Source organism: Falsibacillus pallidus (assembly GCF_050990905.1).
GTDB classification, from domain to species: Bacteria; Bacillota; Bacilli; order Bacillales; family DSM-25281; genus Falsibacillus; species Falsibacillus pallidus_A.
The window spans coordinates 2,290,058-2,310,869 of sequence record NZ_CP158866.1 but is presented as its reverse complement, the minus strand read 5'-3'; the positions used below and the strand labels follow the sequence as shown (position 1 = coordinate 2,310,869).

Sequence of the window (20,812 nt, the reverse complement as noted above, 5' to 3'; positions counted from 1 at the left end):
ACTTTCTTTATAACTGTAGGAATTATTCCTATAGTTATACCCGGAATTGGAATTGTATGTAAATTTCTAATTCAGCATGGAAGATATATTTGGAGAGCGGATGTGAAGCAATTTATTGAATTCAGGCCTGTCTTGTGGCAATGTATAATCATAAAGAATACTTTGTTAGTGTACAAAATTCGGAGGTTTATAATAATGAATATCCAGCTTTATAAGTGCCATGGTTCTGAAAATGACTTCTTATTGATAGACGAGATTACTCACGAGTACCAATTTTCTGAAGAGGATCGGCAAAATTTAGCCATTGCTCTATGTGACAGGAAGACCTCATTAGGGGCTGATGGAATTCTCTTTGTCATGAGGAGTCAACATGCAGATGCGAGAATGAGAGTATTCAATTCTGATGGATCCGAAGCTTCTATGTGCGGCAACGGGCTTCGGTGCGTGGCAAGATACACTTCTGAACTGATGAAAAAAGAGGTACTGCTCATAGAGACTATGAAAGCTGATCTGACCGTTGAGGCATCCCAGCCATTATTTGAAGAAATCCCTACATTCAGTGTTGAAATCTCACCGGTTCTATTTGATTTGAAAGCATTGCCTATGAATTTGAATAAAGAGAAATTATTGAATGAAATGGTTCCACAGCTTTCAGATGAACTACTGTTTTCTGCTGTGGCTGTTCCCAATCCACATTTAATCAGCTTTGTTGACACAGCTGCCATTCGCTCCAATGAGCAAAAGGTAATATCTGAATATGTAAATGGACCAAATGATTTATTTCCTGATGGGGTGAACGTCAGTTTTGTCCATAGTCTGGACCCGCAGAAAATCTATGTCAGGACGTTCGAAAGAGGCGTAGGATTTACAAATGCCTGTGGTACGGCAATGTCAGCTTCGAGCTTGATTTCCACTATGCTCAAAATCAATACTGCTGAAGAGGCCATTGATGTCTATAATAACGGCGGGAAAGTACAGTGTAAGGTTGTGAAAAATGAGGAAAACGGCGATTATTCCATCAGACTGATCGGAAACGCCACTTATCTATTCCGGGCATCTGTGGAATTGGATGTGAAAATGCCGGAAAACTTCACTGTTCTTGAAAAAAAGGAATTCGATGAACAGGACCAATATGAAAGGCTAAGCGAAGAAGTGAAGAAATATCTGGAAGAAAAAATCTTTTTTAATTGAAATCCAATTTAAGGGAGGATTATTTTCCTCCCTTTTTTAAAAACTCCAGTATAGGTGAAAACGGCTGTCTTTCTTTGCTTTGAAAAAAAGCAGAGAATGGACAGCCTCTTTTTTTAAAGGAGTGCAAGACAGAATCCATTGTATAATCTTCAATATTTAGTTCAGTAGAAACGTCAGACCAGAATAAAGGAGCGGAGACAAGTGCATCTGAATTGGCCCTTACTGAGTAGGGGGCTATGATCGTCTTGCCCTCGGCGTGCTGTATGTAATCAAAATATAGCCGCTTGCCGCGATTTTTCTTCAACCTTTCAATTGTAAATAGTTCAGGGTGTTTCGAGACTAAATAATTCGCAATAAATTCGGTGAAGAGTCTCGTTTCATCCCACGTGAACTTTTTGGAAGGAAGGGGAACGAATACTTGCAGCCCTTTATTTCCAGAAGTCTTAACAAAACTGATCAGGTTCATCCCGTCGAATAGTTCTTTCAGTTTGAGAGCGGCAGTAACGGCAAGATGGAAATATTCCCTGCCGGGTGGATCGAGATCAAAAACGATTTCCTCAGGAAAAGGGTTTCCAGCTTGGGTAAATGGAATGTGGTACTCTATAGCCAATTGATTGCCCAGCCATATCAATGAAGATAAATCATTGCAGAGAATGTAATTGATATTGTCATTTTTATGAGTCTGGATGTAGTCGGGGGCATAATCCGGACAATTTTTCTGAAAAAATGATTCTCCGTTGATCCCGTGAGGGAGGCGGATCACTGTCAATTCCCGATCCTTGAGGAATGGAAGGATAAATGGTGCAATTTGTCTAAGGTAGGATAGATACATAAATTTATCAATGGCGGGTTTATCCCACAATGGTTTATCCAAATGAGTGATTGTTGTTTGTTTAGGGAAATCCTGAAAATCGAACAGGAATTTTTCAAATGTGCAGTCGGCTGGTTTTAAATCAAAGCGAAATTCTTTCAGCCTCGTTTCCCGCAGTTCGTTATCCATCACCTCTAGATAGTAAATATCGACACAGATGCCCGGTGGGATTTCAATAGTTCCATCCTTCTTTTTTACCCCGTTGGAGCGAATCACATCATTTAGTGCATTTTTTTGTTCAGGAGAAACCCCTGAAAGGAACTGCCCTATCCTGAAGGCCATTCCTTCTTTGAGTATAGATATGTCATAATAGCCGTTCTTCGTTGAATAACCGGAGATGAAGCATGAGAGGATACGCCAGTTTTTATACTTAAGCCAATCGGCACTCCTTTTCCCTGCAGACCACAAGCTGGTTGTTTTTTTGATGACAATGCCTTCGCTCTCATGTAAATCGACAATCGGCCATATATCTTCAATCGATTGAAAGGTTTCTACCAAATTGAGTAAGGAGTCAGGTCCTAAATCCCAGGTTTTAAACAAATCTTCCAAACGCCTCCTCCTCATAGAATAAGGTTTATTGAACAAATCCACTCCTTTTACATGAAGCAGGTCAAACACCATCAAATGGGAAGGTCTAACTTGAGAGGATTCTTGTATTTTACTGGAAGACTTCATTCTTCCCCGTACCTGAAGTCCAGCGAAATCCGAGGCATAAGGATTTTTTAACAGCACCAATTCACAATCCAAAATCAGCGGAAGCTGTTGTTGGATTCTGGATTTGTGATTTTCCAAATATATTCTTATTTCAGGGAATTGAGCGAGAAGCTCTTTTCCATTCCTGCTTATTAAAGATGTGCGATTTTTGTCCAGATAGAGAATAGCCCTGAAACCGTCATATTTAATTTCATAAGACCAATTTCCTTCAGGAGAATTATTGAATGTCAGTGTTGGAAGCATCGGTTTCATATTCATCACCCTATTTTAGTGTTTCCTATTTGGCCCCCTCTATTTCCAAAACTTATTCAGTATGAAAATCTGCTTATTTACCCCAAATTAAAAGAAAACAAAAGAAGGGGAATCTGCCATGCACACAATTTGGAAAGGGAGCATCAGCTTCGGACTGGTCAACATCCCAATTAAACTTCATGCAGCTACGGAGGACAAGGATATCAAGCTGCGTTCCCTTCATAAAAAATGCCACACTCCCATCAAATATGAAAAAATTTGCCCAGTATGTGAAGAGGAATTATCACAAGATGATATTGTGAAGGGATATGAAGCAACAAAAGGGAAATACATTGTAATAGAAGATGAAGAACTGAACGAACTAAAAAAAGCCACAGAAGAAAAAGCGGTGGAGATTGTCGATTTCATAAAATTAACGGAAATAGATCCGATTTATTTCAACAGAAGCTATTATATGTCCCCGAATGATACAGGCATTAAAGCTTATTCATTATTAAGGGAAGCACTGACAGAAACCGAAAAGGCCGGGATTGCCAAAATCGTAATGCGGTCAAAAGAACAGCTTGCTGTGATAAGGGTGTATAACCATACTCTTTTAATGGAAACCATCCACTTTCCTGATGAAGTGAGAAGCGTGGAGGATGTGCCTAGTGTTCCTGAGAAGAGTGATGTGTCAAAAAAAGAATTAGAAACAGCTATCCTTTTAATTGATCAATTAACAACAAAGTTTGAGCCTGAAAAGTATGAGGATGAATACCGTTCAAAATTATTGAAACTGATTGAATCCAAACAAGCAGGGAAGGAAGTAGTGACGCCAAAACCTAAGGAAGAGAAAACGAATGTAAGTGACTTGATGAGTGCCCTCCAGGCGTCCATCGATCAATCCAAACCTAAAAAAACAAAAAAGGCTGCTGCTAAACGGAAAACTACGGGGAAGAAAAAAGCAGAATAAGCGGTATTACGTTTACCCGATTATGCAACTGTGGTACTTATTAATGTGAATCCTTGCCGAGAGTATACGTATGGAGGATTCATTAATAATAATCGAAATAGGTGATCCAGATTAGCAGGAACGGTAAAACGTGGATAAAAATCGGAATAATAGCAGCGTTAATCATCATTTTCACGAAGTCATTTTTGGAGATTGCCGATGATTATAAAGAAGCGGAGATTAGACATTTCGATTCTGTCGTCATTGCAGCAGTGCAAGGACATGTCTCCCCATTTTGGACAAAGGTGATGGTAAGCATAACTTTTTTAGGATCGGTTAGATGGATCATGATATTAAGCATCGCAACAGCTTTGATCCTCTTAATGTTCAAACATCGCATTCTTTGTCTATACGTCATAGTTGCGGTTTCCCTTGGCGGGGCCTTCAATTGGATTTTGAAGTCCATATTCCACCGCCAAAGGCCAGATATTGAACCCATCATCGAAGAACAGGGATACAGTTTTCCGAGTGGACATTCAATGGGATCGTTTATCTTTTATGGAGCTTTGGCCTTCATATTATTCAAACTTTATCAAAATCGCTGGGCAAAAATCGCCGGGGTGTTTCTCGTATCCATATTGGTGTTGTCTATCGGAATCAGCAGGATTTATCTCGGCGTCCATTATCCGAGTGATATTGTTGGGGGATATACAGCGGGTGCAGCTTGGACATTCATATGTATAACTGGCTACAGCTTTCTCGACTACCGACTTAAGAAGAAACTGGAATAACGATTTCAATGACGCGGTAAAACTGGGGCATTAAATACTGTGGGGTGAGTGGATGATTGAAGTTATATGGAAAGCCATCGTTATGATCCTCACAGGGACAATTTTATTGAGGATAGCGGGCAGGAAGTCAATCAGTCAAATGAATGTTGCACAGACCGTCATAATTTTTGCGGTAGGCTCAATCATTATTCAGCCGTTTATTTACCATGATGTATTTCGGACGATTGTAGCAGCGAGTGTGTTTGTATTGATTTTAATTATTATGGAATTTTTACAAATAAAATTTAATTTCTTTGAACGTTTTCTGACCGGGACTTCAATCATTCTTATCAAGGATGGTGTATTACAAGTAAAAAATTTAAAAAAATTGAGATTTTCCGTTGATGAACTCGAAATGCACCTTCGGCAAAAAGGGGTTTCGAGCTTACAGGATGTTAAAATGGCTACTTTGGAATCCAATGGGATGATTGGTTATGAATTGAAAGACTATGCCAAACCTTTGACTGTGGGAGATTTTGAAAAAATGCTTCCAATGCTTGTTTTAAAACACACGGAACAGCCAGCAGGGGCAATTTTCGAAGAAATAGAGCAGAAAAAATCAAATCATGACAATCCAGAAAAGTTAAATTAGGAATAGTGGTTTGACATAGGCGGATAATTGATGTATAGTAATAGTTTGTTGAGTAAAAACACGCGATAGTCAATCTTTTTGAAGCTGCAGCTGATAATAAACGGCATTTGCGAATTTGTTTTTACTGAACAATACTGTACTCTTTTTAGAGGTCTTTAAGTGAATAATAATAATATAACTCGATCCAAAGTGGATTGATCATCAGCCTATGAAGGCGATGCTGCAATAGAGTTGCCAAACATTGCAACGAATGTCTAACAATTTTTATTAGCAAGACAGCGGAAAATACTTCTCACGGATTTTTTACCTGCACCAACTATCCAGGAAGAGGATAGTTCTTCAAAAGCATCGTTTTACCCCACCTTATTGAATCCAATTATTTTTCAATTAAGCAAAAGGATTACTTATCAGTTAAACGGGTATATAGGTTGTATCACATACCTGACTCACACTGGCGCGGTCTCGGAACCGCAAGGATGAAAGAGAGGTAGGGCTTTCATCGTTTTAGGTATCAAATCGGATGGAAATTTGAATTGATAAATTAACTTCTAAAAAGAGAATTCATTTAGTAAACAAAGTAGGGCATCGCAATCAGGCGATGCCCTACAACCAATTTTCCGGCAAAATATTAAATGAGATTAGTTGCGATTACATAATTTTTACTTAAATAAAAATGTGTGTATCCTTTGCCAAATTAATTGCTGAATCTATTGTTTCCTTCTCTCTTTAAAGGGGTAAACACTTAAGGACTGAAGACGTTAAACTGTCATCTAATTTAAGGAGGTGTAAGGGAATGATGCAGCCAATAATAGATTTCCTCGTTCAACTTGGTTGGATCGGGTTGTTGATTGGAGTGGCTTTTGAAGCACTTTCCATCCCAATTCCTTCATCTTTCTTTATCGTATTTTATGGCTATATGCTGAAGCCGGGATTATTGGAAATGTTCTTGATCGGTTTACTCATTACAGGGGTATATATCATTTTCAGCTTTGTACCCTATTGGCTGAGCATAAAGTTTGAAGATAAATTGAAAAGTAAAATATCCAAAAAGAAAATGAAAAAAGCAATGAGTTGGATTGATAAATACGGAGATTGGTCCATTGCGCTAGGACGAATATTCGGTATGGGCTATATTGCGTTTATAGGCGGCTTCTGTAAAATTAAACCAATGAAGTATGCTCTATTAACATTCATTGGAGTCTATCCACTTGCTGTCCTTTTCGTTTATTTAGGCACATTAGGAAATATTAAAGCAATCAACGGGATGATCAATCATGTGTCGTGGTGGGCAGGAGGAATATTCCTCATCATTGCCGTCATTATTTTTGGCATGAAATATTTAAGGAAACGACATAGGATGGCTCATGAGCAGCAATAAACTAACTATTGATTTATCTGTAGCTGCGTGTTATATTATTTGAGCGATGAGCTAATTGCGTAAGTCGATGAATAGAGCTCTTGCAGCTCAACCGGGATGTGGCCCGGGAAAATTATCGCCGCAATATTTGCAACCAAGACGTCTGACGGATTTCAGGCGTCTTTTTATTTGTGCTTTTTTGGGATCAATAGAAAAACCGCCCAATTGAGCGGTAAAAGAGGAAACCTATAGCGGATTCAATATATAGTTGGAAAATGGATAAAATCCACTATATGTTGTGGATATCATACCATATTCATGGAGGAATGGGAATCATTACTTTTGATTTTTTGTCTGATGTTTACTATAATATTAATGAAAATCATTCTCGATAACTCGTCATGCAATTGTTGATAAGACAATGCATCTCACTTTTTACCCCTCTTTTAGTTAGGGAATGATTTGACCATCCCTTTTGTGCATGCGGAGACAGCCTTCTTTTGGCTGTCTCTTTTTTTGCCCATGAGATTTGGTTGAATTTAACATAAGAAATATCTATTAATCTTTGAAACTTTTAGAAGTTGTCAATCGTCCAAATAGTTGAATGGAATTTTCGACAAGTTTTTTGTATTTTTTACAATCGTGAAAGGATTGACAAAAGTGAGAGTGCTGCAGTCCATAAGAGAAAGAAAGAGAAGAAAAAGAAACGGGCTTCCGCATGCGGCGGCCGGAATGGTTGTGCTGGCGTTATTGTGTGGGATAAACTCGACACCAGTTACTGCGCGGGTTGCCGTGCTATATCATAATCCGTTTAATAGGGTGGAATGGAATGAATATGAGCCATACTCAGCAAAGCTGCCAACATGGTCATATAAATATTCAATTGTTCTTGTTCCTGAAGTAAAGGAAGCTATTCTGCAAAAAATAACAGCGAAGACAGGTGATGTACCAACTAATGAATCACCAGGGAAACAGCAAAATAATTCACAATCTGTCAAAGATGAATCTAAGCCGCTGAGGGAAAATAATGAAGTGGCGAAATCTATTGTCAGCCAATCAGAGAATAGTCCAGGTACCAATCCTATACATAAAGAAAAAGAAATTAAGAAACCGGTAAATAATAATATCACGAAGGAAAAACCGGATAGCGAAAACGCCGAAAAAGCAGCTCCCTCATCACTTCCCGATCATGCGGTTTATCTGACATTTGATGATGGTCCGAGCCAAGCGACCCAAGGGATAATCGATTTGCTGAACAAATACAACGCAAAAGCCACGTTTTTCATGCTTGAACCCAACATGGTGAAATATCCAGATGCTATAAAAGAATTAAAGGCAAATGGAGAAGGATTTGGGCTTCACGGAGTATCTCATCGTGCGGATATTATATATAAATCTCCACAATCAGTGGTAGGTGAAATGAAAAAAGGGGAAACAACCCTGAAATCAATGGCGGGCATTGATACTCACTTAATACGAACACCTTATGGATCGGCGCCGTACATGAAACCTGATTATTCAAAAGCAGTAAAGGATGCAGGTTTCATTTTATGGGACTGGAATATCGACAGCGAGGACTGGGAATTCCCTGATGGAGAATTTATCAATAATACAATCAATCAAATCAAATCCTTTCCATACAAGCAGCATAAAGTGATACTTCTTCACGATAAACCATCCACACTTGAACACTTGGAACCTTTGCTTGTATATCTCCAGAAGAATAATAGCGAATTAAAAATCATCGATGAAACAGTAAAACCTGTCCAATTTACCGTGAAATGAGTTAAGAGAAAAAGACCCTTGCACCGGGTCTTTTTTTTATTTCATGTCCAATTTTGAATAGAGTGAGGGTGTTGTTGGTTGTTTTTGAATGTTTTTGATTGTTTATGGTTGATTATTGCAAGCGATTCCATTACAATATGCTTAAATGAAGTTACTCAAAGGAGAATCACAGCATGCTCACGGAAGAAAGGCAAAATTTGATCCTTCAACTCCTGAAAGAAAAGGATATTGTCAAGGTTCAAGAAATCATGCAGTTGACCAATGCTTCAGAATCCACCATAAGGCGGGATTTAACTCAATTAGAAGAAAAGAAATTTTTGAAAAGGGTTCATGGCGGAGCCGGAAGATTGCAGGGAAAGCTGAATGAATTGAGCGTTTCGGAGAAAGCATCCAAAAACCTTCATCAAAAAGAAAGAATTGCGAAATTCGCAGCAAGCCTCATTGAAGAAGGGGACAGTATTTACTTGGATGCAGGTACTACCACACTCTCCATGATTCCTTTTTTACCCCAAAAGGACATAGTCGTAGTCACTAATGGATTAGCCCATGGCCAGCAGCTGTTGGAAGCTGGTTACAAAACGTATCTGTTAGGTGGTTTTATCAAGTCAAAAACCAATGCCCTTATCGGCAGGGGAGCAGTGAACTCATTAACGGATTATCGGTTTGATAAAGCCTTTATGGGAGCGAATGGGGTTCACGGAGAATATGGGTACACTACGCCGGATCCTGAAGAGGCAGAGGTTAAGAAGAAAGCAATGGATATGGCCCGGGAGTCTTATATGCTTGTGGATCATACCAAATTTGGAGAAATATCCTTTTCAAAAATAGAAGATTTAAAGAATGCTGTAATCATCACTGATGAGAAACTGGAAGATCAACATTACACTAAACACACTACAGTAAAGGTTGTGACATCATGATTTACACGGTTACCTTAAACCCTTCAGTCGACTATCTGATGGAAATGGATCAACTGCTTGAAGGCAGTCTGAACCGGTCGCGAACGGAAAACTACTTCCCGGGAGGCAAGGGAATAAATGTATCAAGAATTTTGCGGAGACTTGATACCGAGAGTACAGCATTAGGATTTACCGGGGGATTTACAGGAGAATTTATTAAAGAGTATCTCAATGATGAAGGAATAATGACGAAATTTGTGAATGTAAATGGCACATCACGAATCAATGTCAAAGTCTTAACGGATACAGAAACCGAATTGAATGCAAACGGACCTTTAATAAAAAGTGAAAATACAGAAGAACTTCTGTCAATGATCAGTCAAATGACATCGACTGACATCTTGGTCTTGGCGGGAAGCGTCCCAAGTTCTATGCCTGACGACTTTTATCGCCAAATGGCGCAGATTGCTTCTGAAAAAGAAGTGAAACTGGTCATTGATGCTGAAAAGAAACTGCTTCAGCCTGTGCTTGAATATCACCCATTTCTTCTAAAGCCAAATCACCATGAATTAGGAGACTTTTATGGAGTGAAGATTGAGACAATAGAAAATGCCGTTCACTATGGAAAGAAGCTTCTTTCCGAAGGGGTTTCATACTTGATAGTTTCTATGGCTGAAAAGGGTGCGCTATTGTTTCATGAAGACAGGGTCTTTTATGCCAAGAGCCCTGAAGGAACACTCATCAGCTCTGTCGGAGCAGGGGATTCAATGGTAGCCGGTTTTCTAAGCGCTGTTTCTAAAAACATTCCGAGCGAAGAAGCATTCAGATGGGGCGCAGCTGCCGGAACAGCTACAGCCTTCTCAATGGGACTTGCAGATGAACAAGATATCAAAAGCCTATTGGACCAAATAGAGATCAAAGAGCTAATAGAGGAGTGACACCAATGAAGATTACAGAGTTATTGACAAAAGATACAATGATGCTTGACTTACAGGCATCGTCAAAGGATGAAGTGATTGGTGAATTAGTTTCCATCCTTGAGGATGCAGGTAAGTTGAATGATGCAGCTTCGTATAAACAGGCTATTTTAAAAAGGGAAGAACAAAGTACAACAGGGATCGGCGATAGTGTGGCAATTCCCCATGCCAAGACTTCTGCAGTAAAATCACCTGCAATAGCCTTTGGGAAATCAGCTGACGGAATAGACTACGATTCATTTGACGGACAGCCAGCACACTTATTCTTCATGATTGCTGCAACCGAAGGAGCTAACCAAACCCATCTTGAAGCATTGAGCAGGCTTTCTACAATATTGATGAATCCTGAAGCGAGAAACGCTTTGCTAAACGCATCTTTGAAAGATGAAGTGCTTGAAATCATCGACCGTTATGATGCTGAAGAAGAAGAGGAGGAAGTCCCTGCACAGGATCCATTACAGGCAGATCCAAGGGGGAAAGTATTGGCAGTAACCGCATGTCCGACTGGGATTGCACATACTTATATGGCTGCTGATGCGTTAAAAGCTAAAGCCAAAGAGCTAGGTATTGATGTGAAAGTTGAAACAAACGGATCAGGCGGGGCAAAAAACATTTTGACCAAAGAGGAAATTGCAGCGGCACCAGGAATCATCGTTGCAGCAGATACCAAGGTGGAAATGGAGCGTTTTAAAGGAAAACCAGTTATACAAGTGCCTGTAGCAGATGGGATAAAGCGGCCACAGGAACTATTAGAGAAAGCGGTCAATGGAGATGCCCCACAATATGCAGGAGGCAATGAACAAAATTCGGATAATCAATCAACAGAAAAAGAAAGCAGGAACGGATTTTATAAACACCTGATGAATGGTGTTTCCAATATGCTTCCTTTTGTTGTAGGCGGAGGAATATTGATTGCAATCTCCTTTATGTTTGGAATTCATTCTGCCGATCCCAAGAGTGATGAATATAATCGATTTGCAGAAATTCTGAACACAATCGGTGGAGCCAACGCGTTCTTCTTGATTGTGCCTGTACTCTCAGGTTTCATTGCGATGAGTATTGCGGACCGTCCTGGTTTTGCACCTGGTATGGTTGGGGGATTAATGGCGGCAAATGGCAATGCGGGATTTCTCGGAGGATTGATTGCTGGATTTTTAGCAGGCTATATTGTAGTAGGCATCAAGCGTGTCTTCCGTAACCTGCCTCAAGTTCTTGAAGGCCTTAAGCCTGTCTTGATTTTCCCGCTTCTTGGAATCTTTTTGACAGGAATCATCATGTTCTATCTAGTATCTCCTTTAAGTGCAATCAACACCGGGATTCAGGACTGGCTCGGAGGACTCGGAACAGGGAATCTGGTTATTCTCGGATTAATATTAGGCGGTATGATGGCTGTCGATATGGGTGGTCCGATCAATAAAGCTGCATTTACATTTGGCTTGGCCATGATTTCAGCAGGCAATTATGCTCCGCATGCTGCTGTTATGGCTGGAGGGATGGTTCCTCCGCTTGGCATGGCAATCGCAACGACTATTTTCAGGAAGAAGTTCAACGATGCTGAACGGAAGGCGGGCTTCGCTTGCTACTTCATGGGAATATCCTTTATAACTGAGGGGGCAATCCCATTTGCGGCAGCGGATCCATTACGGGTAATTCCTGCTTCTGTGATTGGTTCTGCTGTTGCAGGAGCATTGGCTATGGCATTTGGTATTGGATTGCCTGCTCCACATGGAGGAATCTTTGTCTTCCCGGTAGTCGAAGGAAATCCATTCTTATATTTGGCTGCCATCCTTATCGGGTCTGTAGTGACAGCATTGATAGCAGGGCTGCTTAAAAAGCCTGCAAAAATTTAATATAAAAATGTATAATATTGAAAGGAGCGCTTAATTGTGCTCCTTTTTGTTTACAGTAATTATATAAAAGCATTTTAAGATGATATGCAATGACCATAGGAGGGAGTTAGTCTTGAAAGAAAAAGAGAAGCGTGACTGGCGATTTAAAGTAGCTGATCGTGAGTTGAAAATCGGCTTGTTATTGGCAGTCATTCATTTTTTATGGTGGTTTGGTTTTGCCTATGGGATGGGCAAAGGACCGGTAAGCGGCTATAAATACATATGGGGATTGCCTGCATGGTTTTTCTATAGCTGCATTGCAGGATTTGTATTCATTACGATTTTAGTTGTTTTATCAGTAAAATTCCTATTTAAAGATGTTCCGTTTGAAGAGGAGGGGAACGAACGATGAATTGGGAAGTTGTTATCCCCTTGCTTATTTTTTTGATTCTCGTTTTTATTGCAGGTGCCTATGCTTCAAGATTCGTGAATACGAAAGCGTCCTTTCTTCAAGAATATTTTCTTGGCAGCAGGGAGCTGGGAGGATTCATTCTCGCCATGACGATGATTGCGACTTATGGCAGTGCGGGAAGCTTTATTGGGGGCCCAGGCGCCGCTTATAATGTTGGTCTTGCCTGGGTGCTGCTTGCTATGTCGCAAGTAGTGACAGGATATTTTGTTTTGATGGTATTGGGGAAAAAATTCGCGATCATGGCTAGAAAATACAATGCCATAACGTTGATTGATTTTTTAAAGGAACGGTATCGAAGCAAATGGGTTAGCATCATTGCAGCGATCAGCATCATTATCTTTTTATTCTCTTCCATGGCAGCCCAATGGGTTGGCGGTGCCAGGCTGATTGAATCAGTAACCGGAATCAATTATCTTACCGCTCTCGCCATTTTTGCGGTTTCCGTTTTAATCTATGTCATTATAGGTGGATTCCGCGCTGTTGCCATTACTGACAGTATTCAAGGCGTGGTCATGCTGCTTGGGACAATCATCCTCTTGATTGCAACGATTATTGCTGGCGGAGGAATGGAAAATATCATGGATACACTCCGTAGTGAAAATCCAGATCTTTTATCGCCATATGGAAATGATCACAGTCTGACGCCTCTGTATATCTCGTCTTTTTGGATATTGGTCGGGGTGGGGGTTGTTGGCCTTCCGCAAGTATCAGTCAGGGCAATGTCCTACAAAAATGCAACTGCCATGCATAGGGCAATTATTATCGGAACCATTGTTGTTGGTTTGATCATGCTCGGTATGCATTTGATTGGTGTATTGGCAAGAGCAGTCGTTCCAGGGATTGAGATAGGCGATAAAGTCATGCCTGTACTGGCTTTGAAGGTTTTGCCGGGATGGCTTGCTGGAATTGTTCTGGCAGCCCCAATGGCAGCAATCATGTCTACTGTCGACTCGCTGTTGATCCTGGTATCATCCGCAGTAGTAAAAGACATTTATATTAATTATATCAACCCTGAAGCTTCAGAAAAAAATGTGAAGAGGACAAGTTTTATTATCACCGCCATTGTAGGGATTGCCGTTTTCTTGTTAGCGATCCACCCGCCTGATTTACTGATTTGGCTTAATCTTTATGCATTCGGAGGGTTGGAATCCGTATTCATATGGCCAATCGTATTAGGACTCTACTGGAAGCGGGGAAACAAATATGGTGCTTTATCTTCCATGGTCGGAGGAATGGCATCCTATATGTTATTTGATAAGTTTGCCCCTAATTTTCTGGGAATGAATACAGTGGTGTTTCCGATCCTTATCTCTTTGGTCTTATATTGTTTGATTTCCATCGCTTTTCAAAAGAAAAATGAGTACATCCCCTTATAAATCTTAAAGTAAAAAAAACAATCTCCGAAAAAAAGGATTATTTAGATCCAGCATCTAAATATATTGTCATAAAAGATGGAGGTTGCTTACCATGGAATGGAAATTATATAACACAATATCTCAAATCAAAGAACGGGCTGAAGCATTGCTGATGAAGGAAGAAGCTAAAAATAATCTTCCACTTGGGCTAATGTATCAGCTGGAAAAATCGGAACGAAATGATGTTCTTATTGCAGCAATTGAAGATGGTCAAGATCTCTCAGCCTTTTTATTGATGACACCGCCGCATAATTTAATTATCAGCGTCGATAAAGAGAAGGAATGGAAATCTTCCATTCAGCAAGCGGTGGAAAGTCTCCAGGCAGCAGACATCAAGATCCCTGGGGTTGTGGCCGAAAAAGAAACAGCCTCATTCTTTGCTGAGGAGTTGGCCAGCACGACGGGTCAAAGTCCGGAAATTCATATGAGACAAAGAATCTATCAATTAAGGGAAGTCAGAAAGAGTCCCGTATCTGAGGGGAACATGAGGCTTGCTGATGAAAGAGAGTCAGGATTGCTGACGCATTGGCTGCTTTCTTTTATAGAAGACACAGGCGAACATCCCCTAACCGAGAAAGAAGCAGAAGCACGCGCGGCTGCGATGATTCAAGAGAAATCCATTTATCTATGGGAACATAATGGTAAAATTGTCTCAATGGCAAGAAAGGCACGTTGCACAAAAAATGTAGCTGTCATTAACTTTGTTTTTACCCCAAAAGATGAAAGAAAAAAAGGGTATGCATCCGCTGTCGTATCTCAATTAAGCCAAACCCTTTTAAAGGACTATGATTCATGTGGATTGTACACAGACCTTGATAATCCAACTTCAAATAAAATATACATGGAAATAGGGTATGAACCTGTTGCTGATTCAACTATGATCAAGTTTGACTGAATAAAAAGCTCGCTTCTCTATATGAGTAGAGGGCGAGCTTTTTTATCAGCTTCATCATTGATTAACGGCAGCTTTTTTATCCGGTTTAATTCGCATGGCAGCCATGATGATGGCTGCCCCGCAAAGTACGGCAAATAGTACGAATATCCAAATATCATTGTTTTTCATCATGACTGCAGTTATTGGGGGGCCGGCAGCAACACCGATAAAACGCATGGAGCTATAAATGGAGGTAATGGTGCCCCGTTCATTTTTTTCAATCGATTCAGTGATTAGTGCATCTAGACAAGGAAGGGAAGCGCCTATCCCTATCCCGCTTAGAGAAAACAAAACTGTCTGAAATAGAAGAGAATCAATGAAGTTTATACATATTACAGAAATTCCTGTGAGTACAATACTGAATACAGTTATCCATTTCATCAAGACCATGTTTTCTTTAATGGTTTTTCCTGTAATGTATGAGGCTCCACAAAGGAATCCAAGTGGAATGGCAAGGATAAACCCTTTTTTGATGCCTTCAAATCCATATTTATTTTCTAACTCGTTTGAAAGAAAGAACAATAAGCCAAATAGAATGAACATGAGGATGATCCCAATCAGAAAAACAGCAAAAAGCCATTTTCCATGTTTTTTGAAGATTTCCTTTGTGTTTTGAAGGAAAACTTTAAATGAGCAGGCTTCGTTCTGATTTTTCGGCTTTTTTACAAGGAGTAATACAAGTAAAGTCGAAATCAAACAGAAAACCGGAAAAGAAAAAAATGGAAGAAACCATACAAAGCTCGCAAGAAAAGCCCCTAATATGGGACTTAGAACTTTCCCGAAAGTATTGGCGGTTTCGATTATACCCAATGTGGAGCTTACTTCGGAATCATTCTGGAACATATCACCAACAAGTGGAAGCACTATCGGAGCTGCTCCTGCTGCTCCGATTCCTTGCAAAACCCTGCCGGCCAGGATGAATTTATAGGGGTCTGCCCATGACCAGGAAGCCCATCCAGATAAAAGCCCTCCAAGTCCTGCAATGATCAAGCTGGGGACGATGACAATTTTTCTTCCAAAGCGATCGGATAGATAGCCTGCGATTGGAATGAGAAAAATGGCAACAAGTGAATAGACCGTTATGATTAAACTGGATTGAAGTGAACTGATATGCATGGTTTTTTCCACAACAGGCAATACAGGGATGAGCATGGAATTGCCAAGTGTCATGATCAGCGGTATGGAAGCCAATGAAATGATTGCCCAGCGTTGATTTTGAAGGCCTTTATTCTTGATTTTCTTATCAGCTGGAGAACATCCTGAAGCAGAAGGGAATGTTTCTGTATGATCCATAATCAATGAGTCCTTTCCTGATAGTCGCTGTTAATATAATTCTCTAATGAGCAAATTTTTATTTAAGGGGAATGAAGATGAAAATTATCCAATTAAGTGTTGGGAAACCTAAAAATCTAATGTATACATCCAAAAAATATGTGTCGGGGATTTCGAAGGATTCGATTCCAGAGGCGTATTTAGCAAAAGATTGCTTCAATGGCGACGGAGTAGCAAACCCAGAGTTCCATGGCGGAGAGGAAAGAGCGGTCTGTTTTTACCCATTTGAGCACTATGCTATGTGGGAAGAGGAGTTTAAGACTTCCTTGAGAATTCCTGCTTTCGGAGAAAATTTAACGATTGAGGGAATGATGGAAAGTGACGTTTTCATTGGGGATATTTATCAAATTGGTGAAGCAGTCATACAAATTACCCAAGGTCGTATTCCGTGCTCCACAATTTCAAAACATAATCATGAAGATCGCTTTTTGAAGCGAGTATTTGAAACCGGGTATACCGGCTACTTTGGAAAAGTATTAAAGGAAGGGATGATCCGGCAGGATTCCGAAATCATTCTGATTGACCGCCATCCATTAGAAATCAGTATTTTAGAGGCGAACCAAACGCTTTTTCATGATTTTAAAAATGAAGAGAGAATCCATAATATTCTAAATGTGAATGAACTTGCAGAAGCGTGGAAGCTCCAACTGAATAAAAAACTGGATTCACTGAAATCCTGATCAATCACCCCTAAACTTGCATCTGCATAAAATGTGATTATTATTTTTTCTTGACAAGTGTGAAGGTTTCGTACTAACATAATAATCAATTAAATGATTTGAGCGAAGACGAAGAAGAGTAGTCCCTGCAAACACTTTAGAGAGCTGGTGGCCGGTGCAAACCAGTGTGGGCGCATGGATGAATGGGCTTCCGAGCTTCCAGACCGAACATCTTTTGAAGATCAGTAGGCTTTGGCGAATGAACCTCATCGTTACAAGAGGCACGCATTAAAGCAGGCTATGTCCATGCAGGATGCGATTGAGATGGCTTTTTTTAAGCTAATAAAGGTGGCACCACGGTCCCTCGTCCTTTTTATGGAGAGGGGCCTTTTTGTATTTTTTTAACGCAGTTGACAATTGAATAGGATAAAACAATGAGCAAGGGGAGTAGACTTGACTGATTCGCTACAGAGAGCCGGGAGTGGTGAGAACCCGGTACGATAGGTTTTGTTGAATGGGCTTGCGAGCGGCATCCTGAATGAGAGTAGGGATGCACGGATTTCCACCGTTAAAAGGATAGAATATCGGAACCAAACATCCTTCGATGATAAGGCTCCCGTATTTGAAGAGTGGGTTTCAGGACATTTCTACTCATGTCCTGAACCAAACGAGGTGGCACCACGGTAATATCGTCCTCTGGAAGCACAATACATTTGTGCATCCAGGGGACTTTTTTATTTTTGAGAATAGTGAGGCGAGGTTCATGAGAACAACAGAAGAGAAAGTAGAGCAGAGCTGTAAAGTAATCAAAATGGAAGGGGACTCTTTGACTCCAATTTCCATTTTTCATCGGGTGAAAGGAAAGAAAAAGTGTCTACTTGAAAGTTCCTTGAAGCACTTAGAAACAGGCAGATATTCTTTTATCGCTTTCAACCCGGCCAGGGAAGTAAAAGCATTTGGTGAAGTTGTAAAAATGGTCAACCACAGACAGGGTACAGAGCTCGAAAAAAACGGTAAAGCATTGCGGATACTTGAAGAGTTTTTGCCGCGCTTTGATGTTTCAGAAGATTATCCATTTTCATCAGGTGCCATCGGATACATTGGGTATGACATTATCAGGCAGCATGAATTTATCGGCAATGAAAAAGAAAATCAACTAGGGATGCCGGACCTTCACTTTATGCTTTATCAAGATGTCATAATATTTGACCACATAAGCCAGGAAGTGAATATCATTTGCACTTCCCTGACAGGGGACCGTACAGGCGATGAACTTGAAAGGAAAGCAATTGAGATAAAAAATATGATTGAAATGGAATCGGGTACCAATGAGACTGCTGATAAAGCCATGGAGTTCAAAGAGGAAATTTCGCAAGCAGATTTCGAAAATATGGTGAAAGAAGCTAAAGAATACATCAAAAATGGAGATGTGTTTCAAGTAGTACTTTCACAAAGGCTTAAAGCTGATTTCAACGGCAGTCCATTTGAACTATATAGGAAATTGAGAAAGGCAAACCCATCCCCTTATATGTTTTATTTAGATTTTGATGACTACGTAGTCTTTGGTTCTTCTCCCGAGAGTTTCATAAAGCTGAATGGAAGGACGTTGACTACGAATCCTATCGCGGGAACAAGGAGAAGGGGTAAAACGCAAGAAGAGGATTTATTCTTCGAAAAAGAACTGCTGAACGATGAGAAGGAACTTGCAGAACACAAAATGCTCGTAGATCTTGGCAGGAATGATATCGGAAGAGTTTGTGAGGTCGGAAGCATTGCGGTTCCAAAGTTTATGGCGATTGAACGCTATAAATATGTAATGCACATAGTGTCAGAAGCAACAGGTGTTCTCAAAGAAGGTTTGACTGGCATTGATGCATTGATTTCTTGCCTCCCTGCAGGAACCGTATCAGGAGCACCTAAAATACGTGCCATGCAAATCATCAATGAACTTGAAATAAACAAGCGGGGAGTATACTCCGGAGCTATCGGCTACATTGATGGAAATGGAAATATGGATTTTGCCCTGGCCATTCGAACGATGGTAATAAAAGATCAAAAAGCATATGTTCAGGCCGGTGCAGGGGTCGTGCATGATTCTATCCCTGAACTTGAGTATAAGGAAACCATGAATAAAGCGAAAGCGCTGCTGGAGGTTTCTAAATGATTTTATTGATAGATAATTATGATTCTTTCACATATAACTTATTTCAATATATAGCGGAATTAAATAAAGAAGTGGTTGTAAAGAGAAATGATGAAGTGACTTTGGATGAAATAAGGAATCTTGAGCCTGAAGCAATTGTGTTGTCTCCTGGACCAGGCCATCCGGAGCAGGCAGGGATCTGTCTGGAATTGATAAAGGAATTTTACCGTGAGATTCCGATATTAGGGATCTGTCTGGGGCATCAAGCTATCGGAGAAGCTTTCGGTGCAGAAGTCAGCATTGCAGCAGAGCCAAAGCATGGAAAGACATCTTTGATTAAACACTCGGGATTGGGGATTTTTGAATATCTCCCGCAGCCTGTAGAAGTCATGAGATACCACTCGCTTGTGCTGGTGAGGAAAAGTATCCCTGAGTGTCTGACAGTAGCGGCAAGTGCCATGGATGATTCAGAAATCATGGCGGTTCAGCATGTGAAGTACCCGGTAATTGGAGTTCAGTTCCACCCTGAATCAATCGGGACAAATTCCGGGAAGAAAATGATCAAGAATTTCATTGATCTTGTGGAAAGGATGGTCGTGGGAAATGAAAAAGCATCTGCAAAAATTGGCTGAAGCTGAGTCACTGACGTTGGAGGAAATGATGGAGGCTGCAGAATATTTATTTTCTCCAAGCGTGGCAGAAGCCGAAATTGCTGCATTCCTGATGGGTATCAAGGCAAAAGGAGAGACCGTAGAAGAAATGACCGGACTTGCATCTGTATTAAGGAACAGGGCCATGAAGATCCAACAGACGCCAATGGGTGTCATGGACAACTGCGGCACAGGCGGGGACGGTTCCCATAGTTTCAATATCAGTACAACGGCTGCTTTTGTCATCGCAGGGGCAGGAATCCCTGTTGCGAAACATGGAAATAGAAGTGTATCCAGCAGAACAGGGAGTGCTGACGTGCTTGAACATTTAGGTGTTTCCCTGGAATTGCACTCAGCACAAATGGAAGAGATCCTGATGGAAAATGAAATTGCATTTCTTTTTGCTCCTAAAATCCATCCGAGTTTGAAACGAATCATGAAAGTGCGAAATGATTTAAAAATCCCGACTATATTTAACATGATTGGGCCATTGACGAACCCGGTCAACCTGGATACTCAGCTGATCGGCACCTATAGAAGAGATATGCTTGAGAAGATGGCGATGGCTCTCCATCAATTGGGTAGAAGAAGAGGCATCACAGTGAACGGAGCCGGATTCATGGATGAAGCATCCCTAGCCGGCGAAAACCATTTGGTCCTCCTTGACGAAGGAGAGCTTATCAAGTTCACTTTACACCCTGAAGAAACGGGACTCCCGATGTATGACAACTCAGAAATCATTGGGGGAGATGCTTCTGATAATGCGGAAATTTTACTGGAAGTGCTAAAAGGCAGAAAAGGAGCATTCAGGGATACAGTTCTACTCAATGCAGGCATCGGGATATTTGCCAACGGTAAAGCAGGCACAATCCAGGAAGGGATCCATCTGGCTGCCGAAAGCATTGATAGTGGAGCTGCTCTTTCTAAACTCGAGTATTTGATCGATTATAGCGCTAAAAGTGACAGGAAGGTGATTTGA

The 20,812-nt window shown here is 40.6% G+C and carries 18 protein-coding genes and 2 other annotated features; of the genes, 16 read left to right on the top strand and 2 right to left on the bottom strand.

Going from position 1 to position 20,812, the window contains the following annotated elements; all coding sequences use genetic code 11:
• The first annotated feature begins 195 nt into the window (after nucleotides 1-195).
• Complete coding sequence (gene dapF / locus ABTV07_RS12160) at nucleotides 196-1,191, top strand: diaminopimelate epimerase (RefSeq protein WP_433742627.1); 996 nt, start codon at nucleotides 196-198, stop codon at nucleotides 1,189-1,191.
• A 19-nt stretch (nucleotides 1,192-1,210) separates the two neighbouring features.
• On the opposite strand, the gene ABTV07_RS12155 is transcribed toward dapF, so the two are convergent.
• Complete coding sequence (locus tag ABTV07_RS12155) at nucleotides 1,211-3,028, bottom strand: DNA ligase D (RefSeq protein WP_433742625.1); 1,818 nt, start codon at nucleotides 3,026-3,028, stop codon at nucleotides 1,211-1,213.
• Nucleotides 3,029-3,146: 118 nt separating this feature from the next.
• Here ABTV07_RS12155 and ABTV07_RS12150 point away from each other — a divergent pair, with 118 nt between their 5' ends.
• The 11 genes from ABTV07_RS12150 to ABTV07_RS12100 all read left to right on the top strand — a co-directional run bounded on the left by ABTV07_RS12150 (nucleotide 3,147) and on the right by ABTV07_RS12100 (nucleotide 15,010).
• On the top strand, nucleotides 3,147-3,980 hold the full coding sequence (locus ABTV07_RS12150; RefSeq protein WP_433742623.1) for a Ku protein: 834 nt from the start codon (nucleotides 3,147-3,149) through the stop codon (nucleotides 3,978-3,980).
• Nucleotides 3,981-4,165: 185 nt separating this feature from the next.
• Complete coding sequence (locus tag ABTV07_RS12145; RefSeq protein ID WP_433742622.1) at nucleotides 4,166-4,750, top strand: phosphatase PAP2 family protein; 585 nt, start codon at nucleotides 4,166-4,168, stop codon at nucleotides 4,748-4,750.
• Between the two features lie 52 nt (nucleotides 4,751-4,802).
• The gene (locus ABTV07_RS12140) at nucleotides 4,803-5,381 is read left to right on the top strand and encodes a DUF421 domain-containing protein (protein WP_433742619.1); all 579 of its coding nucleotides are present in this window, start codon (nucleotides 4,803-4,805) and stop codon (nucleotides 5,379-5,381) included.
• 793 nt (nucleotides 5,382-6,174) lie between these two features.
• Complete coding sequence (locus tag ABTV07_RS12135) at nucleotides 6,175-6,759, top strand: DedA family protein (RefSeq protein WP_433742617.1); 585 nt, start codon at nucleotides 6,175-6,177, stop codon at nucleotides 6,757-6,759.
• A gap of 639 nt (nucleotides 6,760-7,398) precedes the next feature.
• Nucleotides 7,399-8,523: a polysaccharide deacetylase family protein gene (locus ABTV07_RS12130; RefSeq protein ID WP_433742615.1), complete on the top strand. Its 1,125-nt coding sequence runs from the start codon at nucleotides 7,399-7,401 to the stop codon at nucleotides 8,521-8,523.
• A gap of 173 nt (nucleotides 8,524-8,696) precedes the next feature.
• Nucleotides 8,697-9,443: a DeoR/GlpR family DNA-binding transcription regulator gene (locus ABTV07_RS12125; RefSeq protein WP_433742614.1), complete on the top strand. Its 747-nt coding sequence runs from the start codon at nucleotides 8,697-8,699 to the stop codon at nucleotides 9,441-9,443.
• The gene (gene pfkB / locus ABTV07_RS12120) at nucleotides 9,440-10,360 is read left to right on the top strand and encodes a 1-phosphofructokinase (RefSeq protein ID WP_433742613.1); all 921 of its coding nucleotides are present in this window, start codon (nucleotides 9,440-9,442) and stop codon (nucleotides 10,358-10,360) included. Before ABTV07_RS12125 ends, pfkB begins: the two co-directional genes overlap by 4 nt.
• A gap of 5 nt (nucleotides 10,361-10,365) precedes the next feature.
• Nucleotides 10,366-12,249: a PTS fructose transporter subunit IIABC gene (locus ABTV07_RS12115; RefSeq protein ID WP_433742611.1), complete on the top strand. Its 1,884-nt coding sequence runs from the start codon at nucleotides 10,366-10,368 to the stop codon at nucleotides 12,247-12,249.
• Nucleotides 12,250-12,361: 112 nt separating this feature from the next.
• Nucleotides 12,362-12,640, top strand: coding sequence for a YhdT family protein (locus tag ABTV07_RS12110; protein WP_433742609.1), 279 nt, complete (start codon nucleotides 12,362-12,364; stop codon nucleotides 12,638-12,640).
• Nucleotides 12,637-14,076, top strand: coding sequence for a sodium/pantothenate symporter (gene panF / locus ABTV07_RS12105; protein ID WP_433742607.1), 1,440 nt, complete (start codon nucleotides 12,637-12,639; stop codon nucleotides 14,074-14,076). Before ABTV07_RS12110 ends, panF begins: the two co-directional genes overlap by 4 nt.
• A 91-nt stretch (nucleotides 14,077-14,167) precedes the next feature.
• Nucleotides 14,168-15,010, top strand: coding sequence for a GNAT family N-acetyltransferase (locus ABTV07_RS12100; RefSeq protein WP_433742605.1), 843 nt, complete (start codon nucleotides 14,168-14,170; stop codon nucleotides 15,008-15,010).
• Nucleotides 15,011-15,064: 54 nt separating this feature from the next.
• On the opposite strand, the gene ABTV07_RS12095 is transcribed toward ABTV07_RS12100, so the two are convergent.
• Nucleotides 15,065-16,342 (bottom strand): MFS transporter, encoded by a 1,278-nt coding sequence (locus tag ABTV07_RS12095; protein ID WP_433742603.1) that lies wholly within the window; start codon nucleotides 16,340-16,342, stop codon nucleotides 15,065-15,067.
• 71 nt (nucleotides 16,343-16,413) lie between these two features.
• Here ABTV07_RS12095 and ABTV07_RS12090 point away from each other — a divergent pair, with 71 nt between their 5' ends.
• The 4 genes from ABTV07_RS12090 to trpD all read left to right on the top strand — a co-directional run bounded on the left by ABTV07_RS12090 (nucleotide 16,414) and on the right by trpD (nucleotide 20,812).
• A complete protein-coding gene (locus tag ABTV07_RS12090; RefSeq protein ID WP_433742601.1) occupies nucleotides 16,414-17,061 on the top strand; it encodes an MOSC domain-containing protein in 648 nt (215 codons plus the stop codon).
• A 96-nt stretch (nucleotides 17,062-17,157) separates the two neighbouring features.
• Nucleotides 17,158-17,415 (top strand) — a binding site (T-box leader).
• A 50-nt stretch (nucleotides 17,416-17,465) separates the two neighbouring features.
• Nucleotides 17,466-17,740: a binding site (T-box leader), on the top strand.
• Between the two features lie 63 nt (nucleotides 17,741-17,803).
• Nucleotides 17,804-19,204 carry an anthranilate synthase component I gene (gene trpE / locus ABTV07_RS12085; protein WP_433742600.1) on the top strand — a complete coding sequence of 467 codons (1,401 nt, stop codon included), beginning with the start codon at nucleotides 17,804-17,806 and terminating at the stop codon, nucleotides 19,202-19,204.
• Nucleotides 19,201-19,815, top strand: coding sequence for an anthranilate synthase component II (locus ABTV07_RS12080; RefSeq protein WP_433742598.1), 615 nt, complete (start codon nucleotides 19,201-19,203; stop codon nucleotides 19,813-19,815). Before trpE ends, ABTV07_RS12080 begins: the two co-directional genes overlap by 4 nt.
• Nucleotides 19,787-20,812: an anthranilate phosphoribosyltransferase gene (trpD, locus tag ABTV07_RS12075; RefSeq protein ID WP_433742596.1), complete on the top strand. Its 1,026-nt coding sequence runs from the start codon at nucleotides 19,787-19,789 to the stop codon at nucleotides 20,810-20,812. Before ABTV07_RS12080 ends, trpD begins: the two co-directional genes overlap by 29 nt.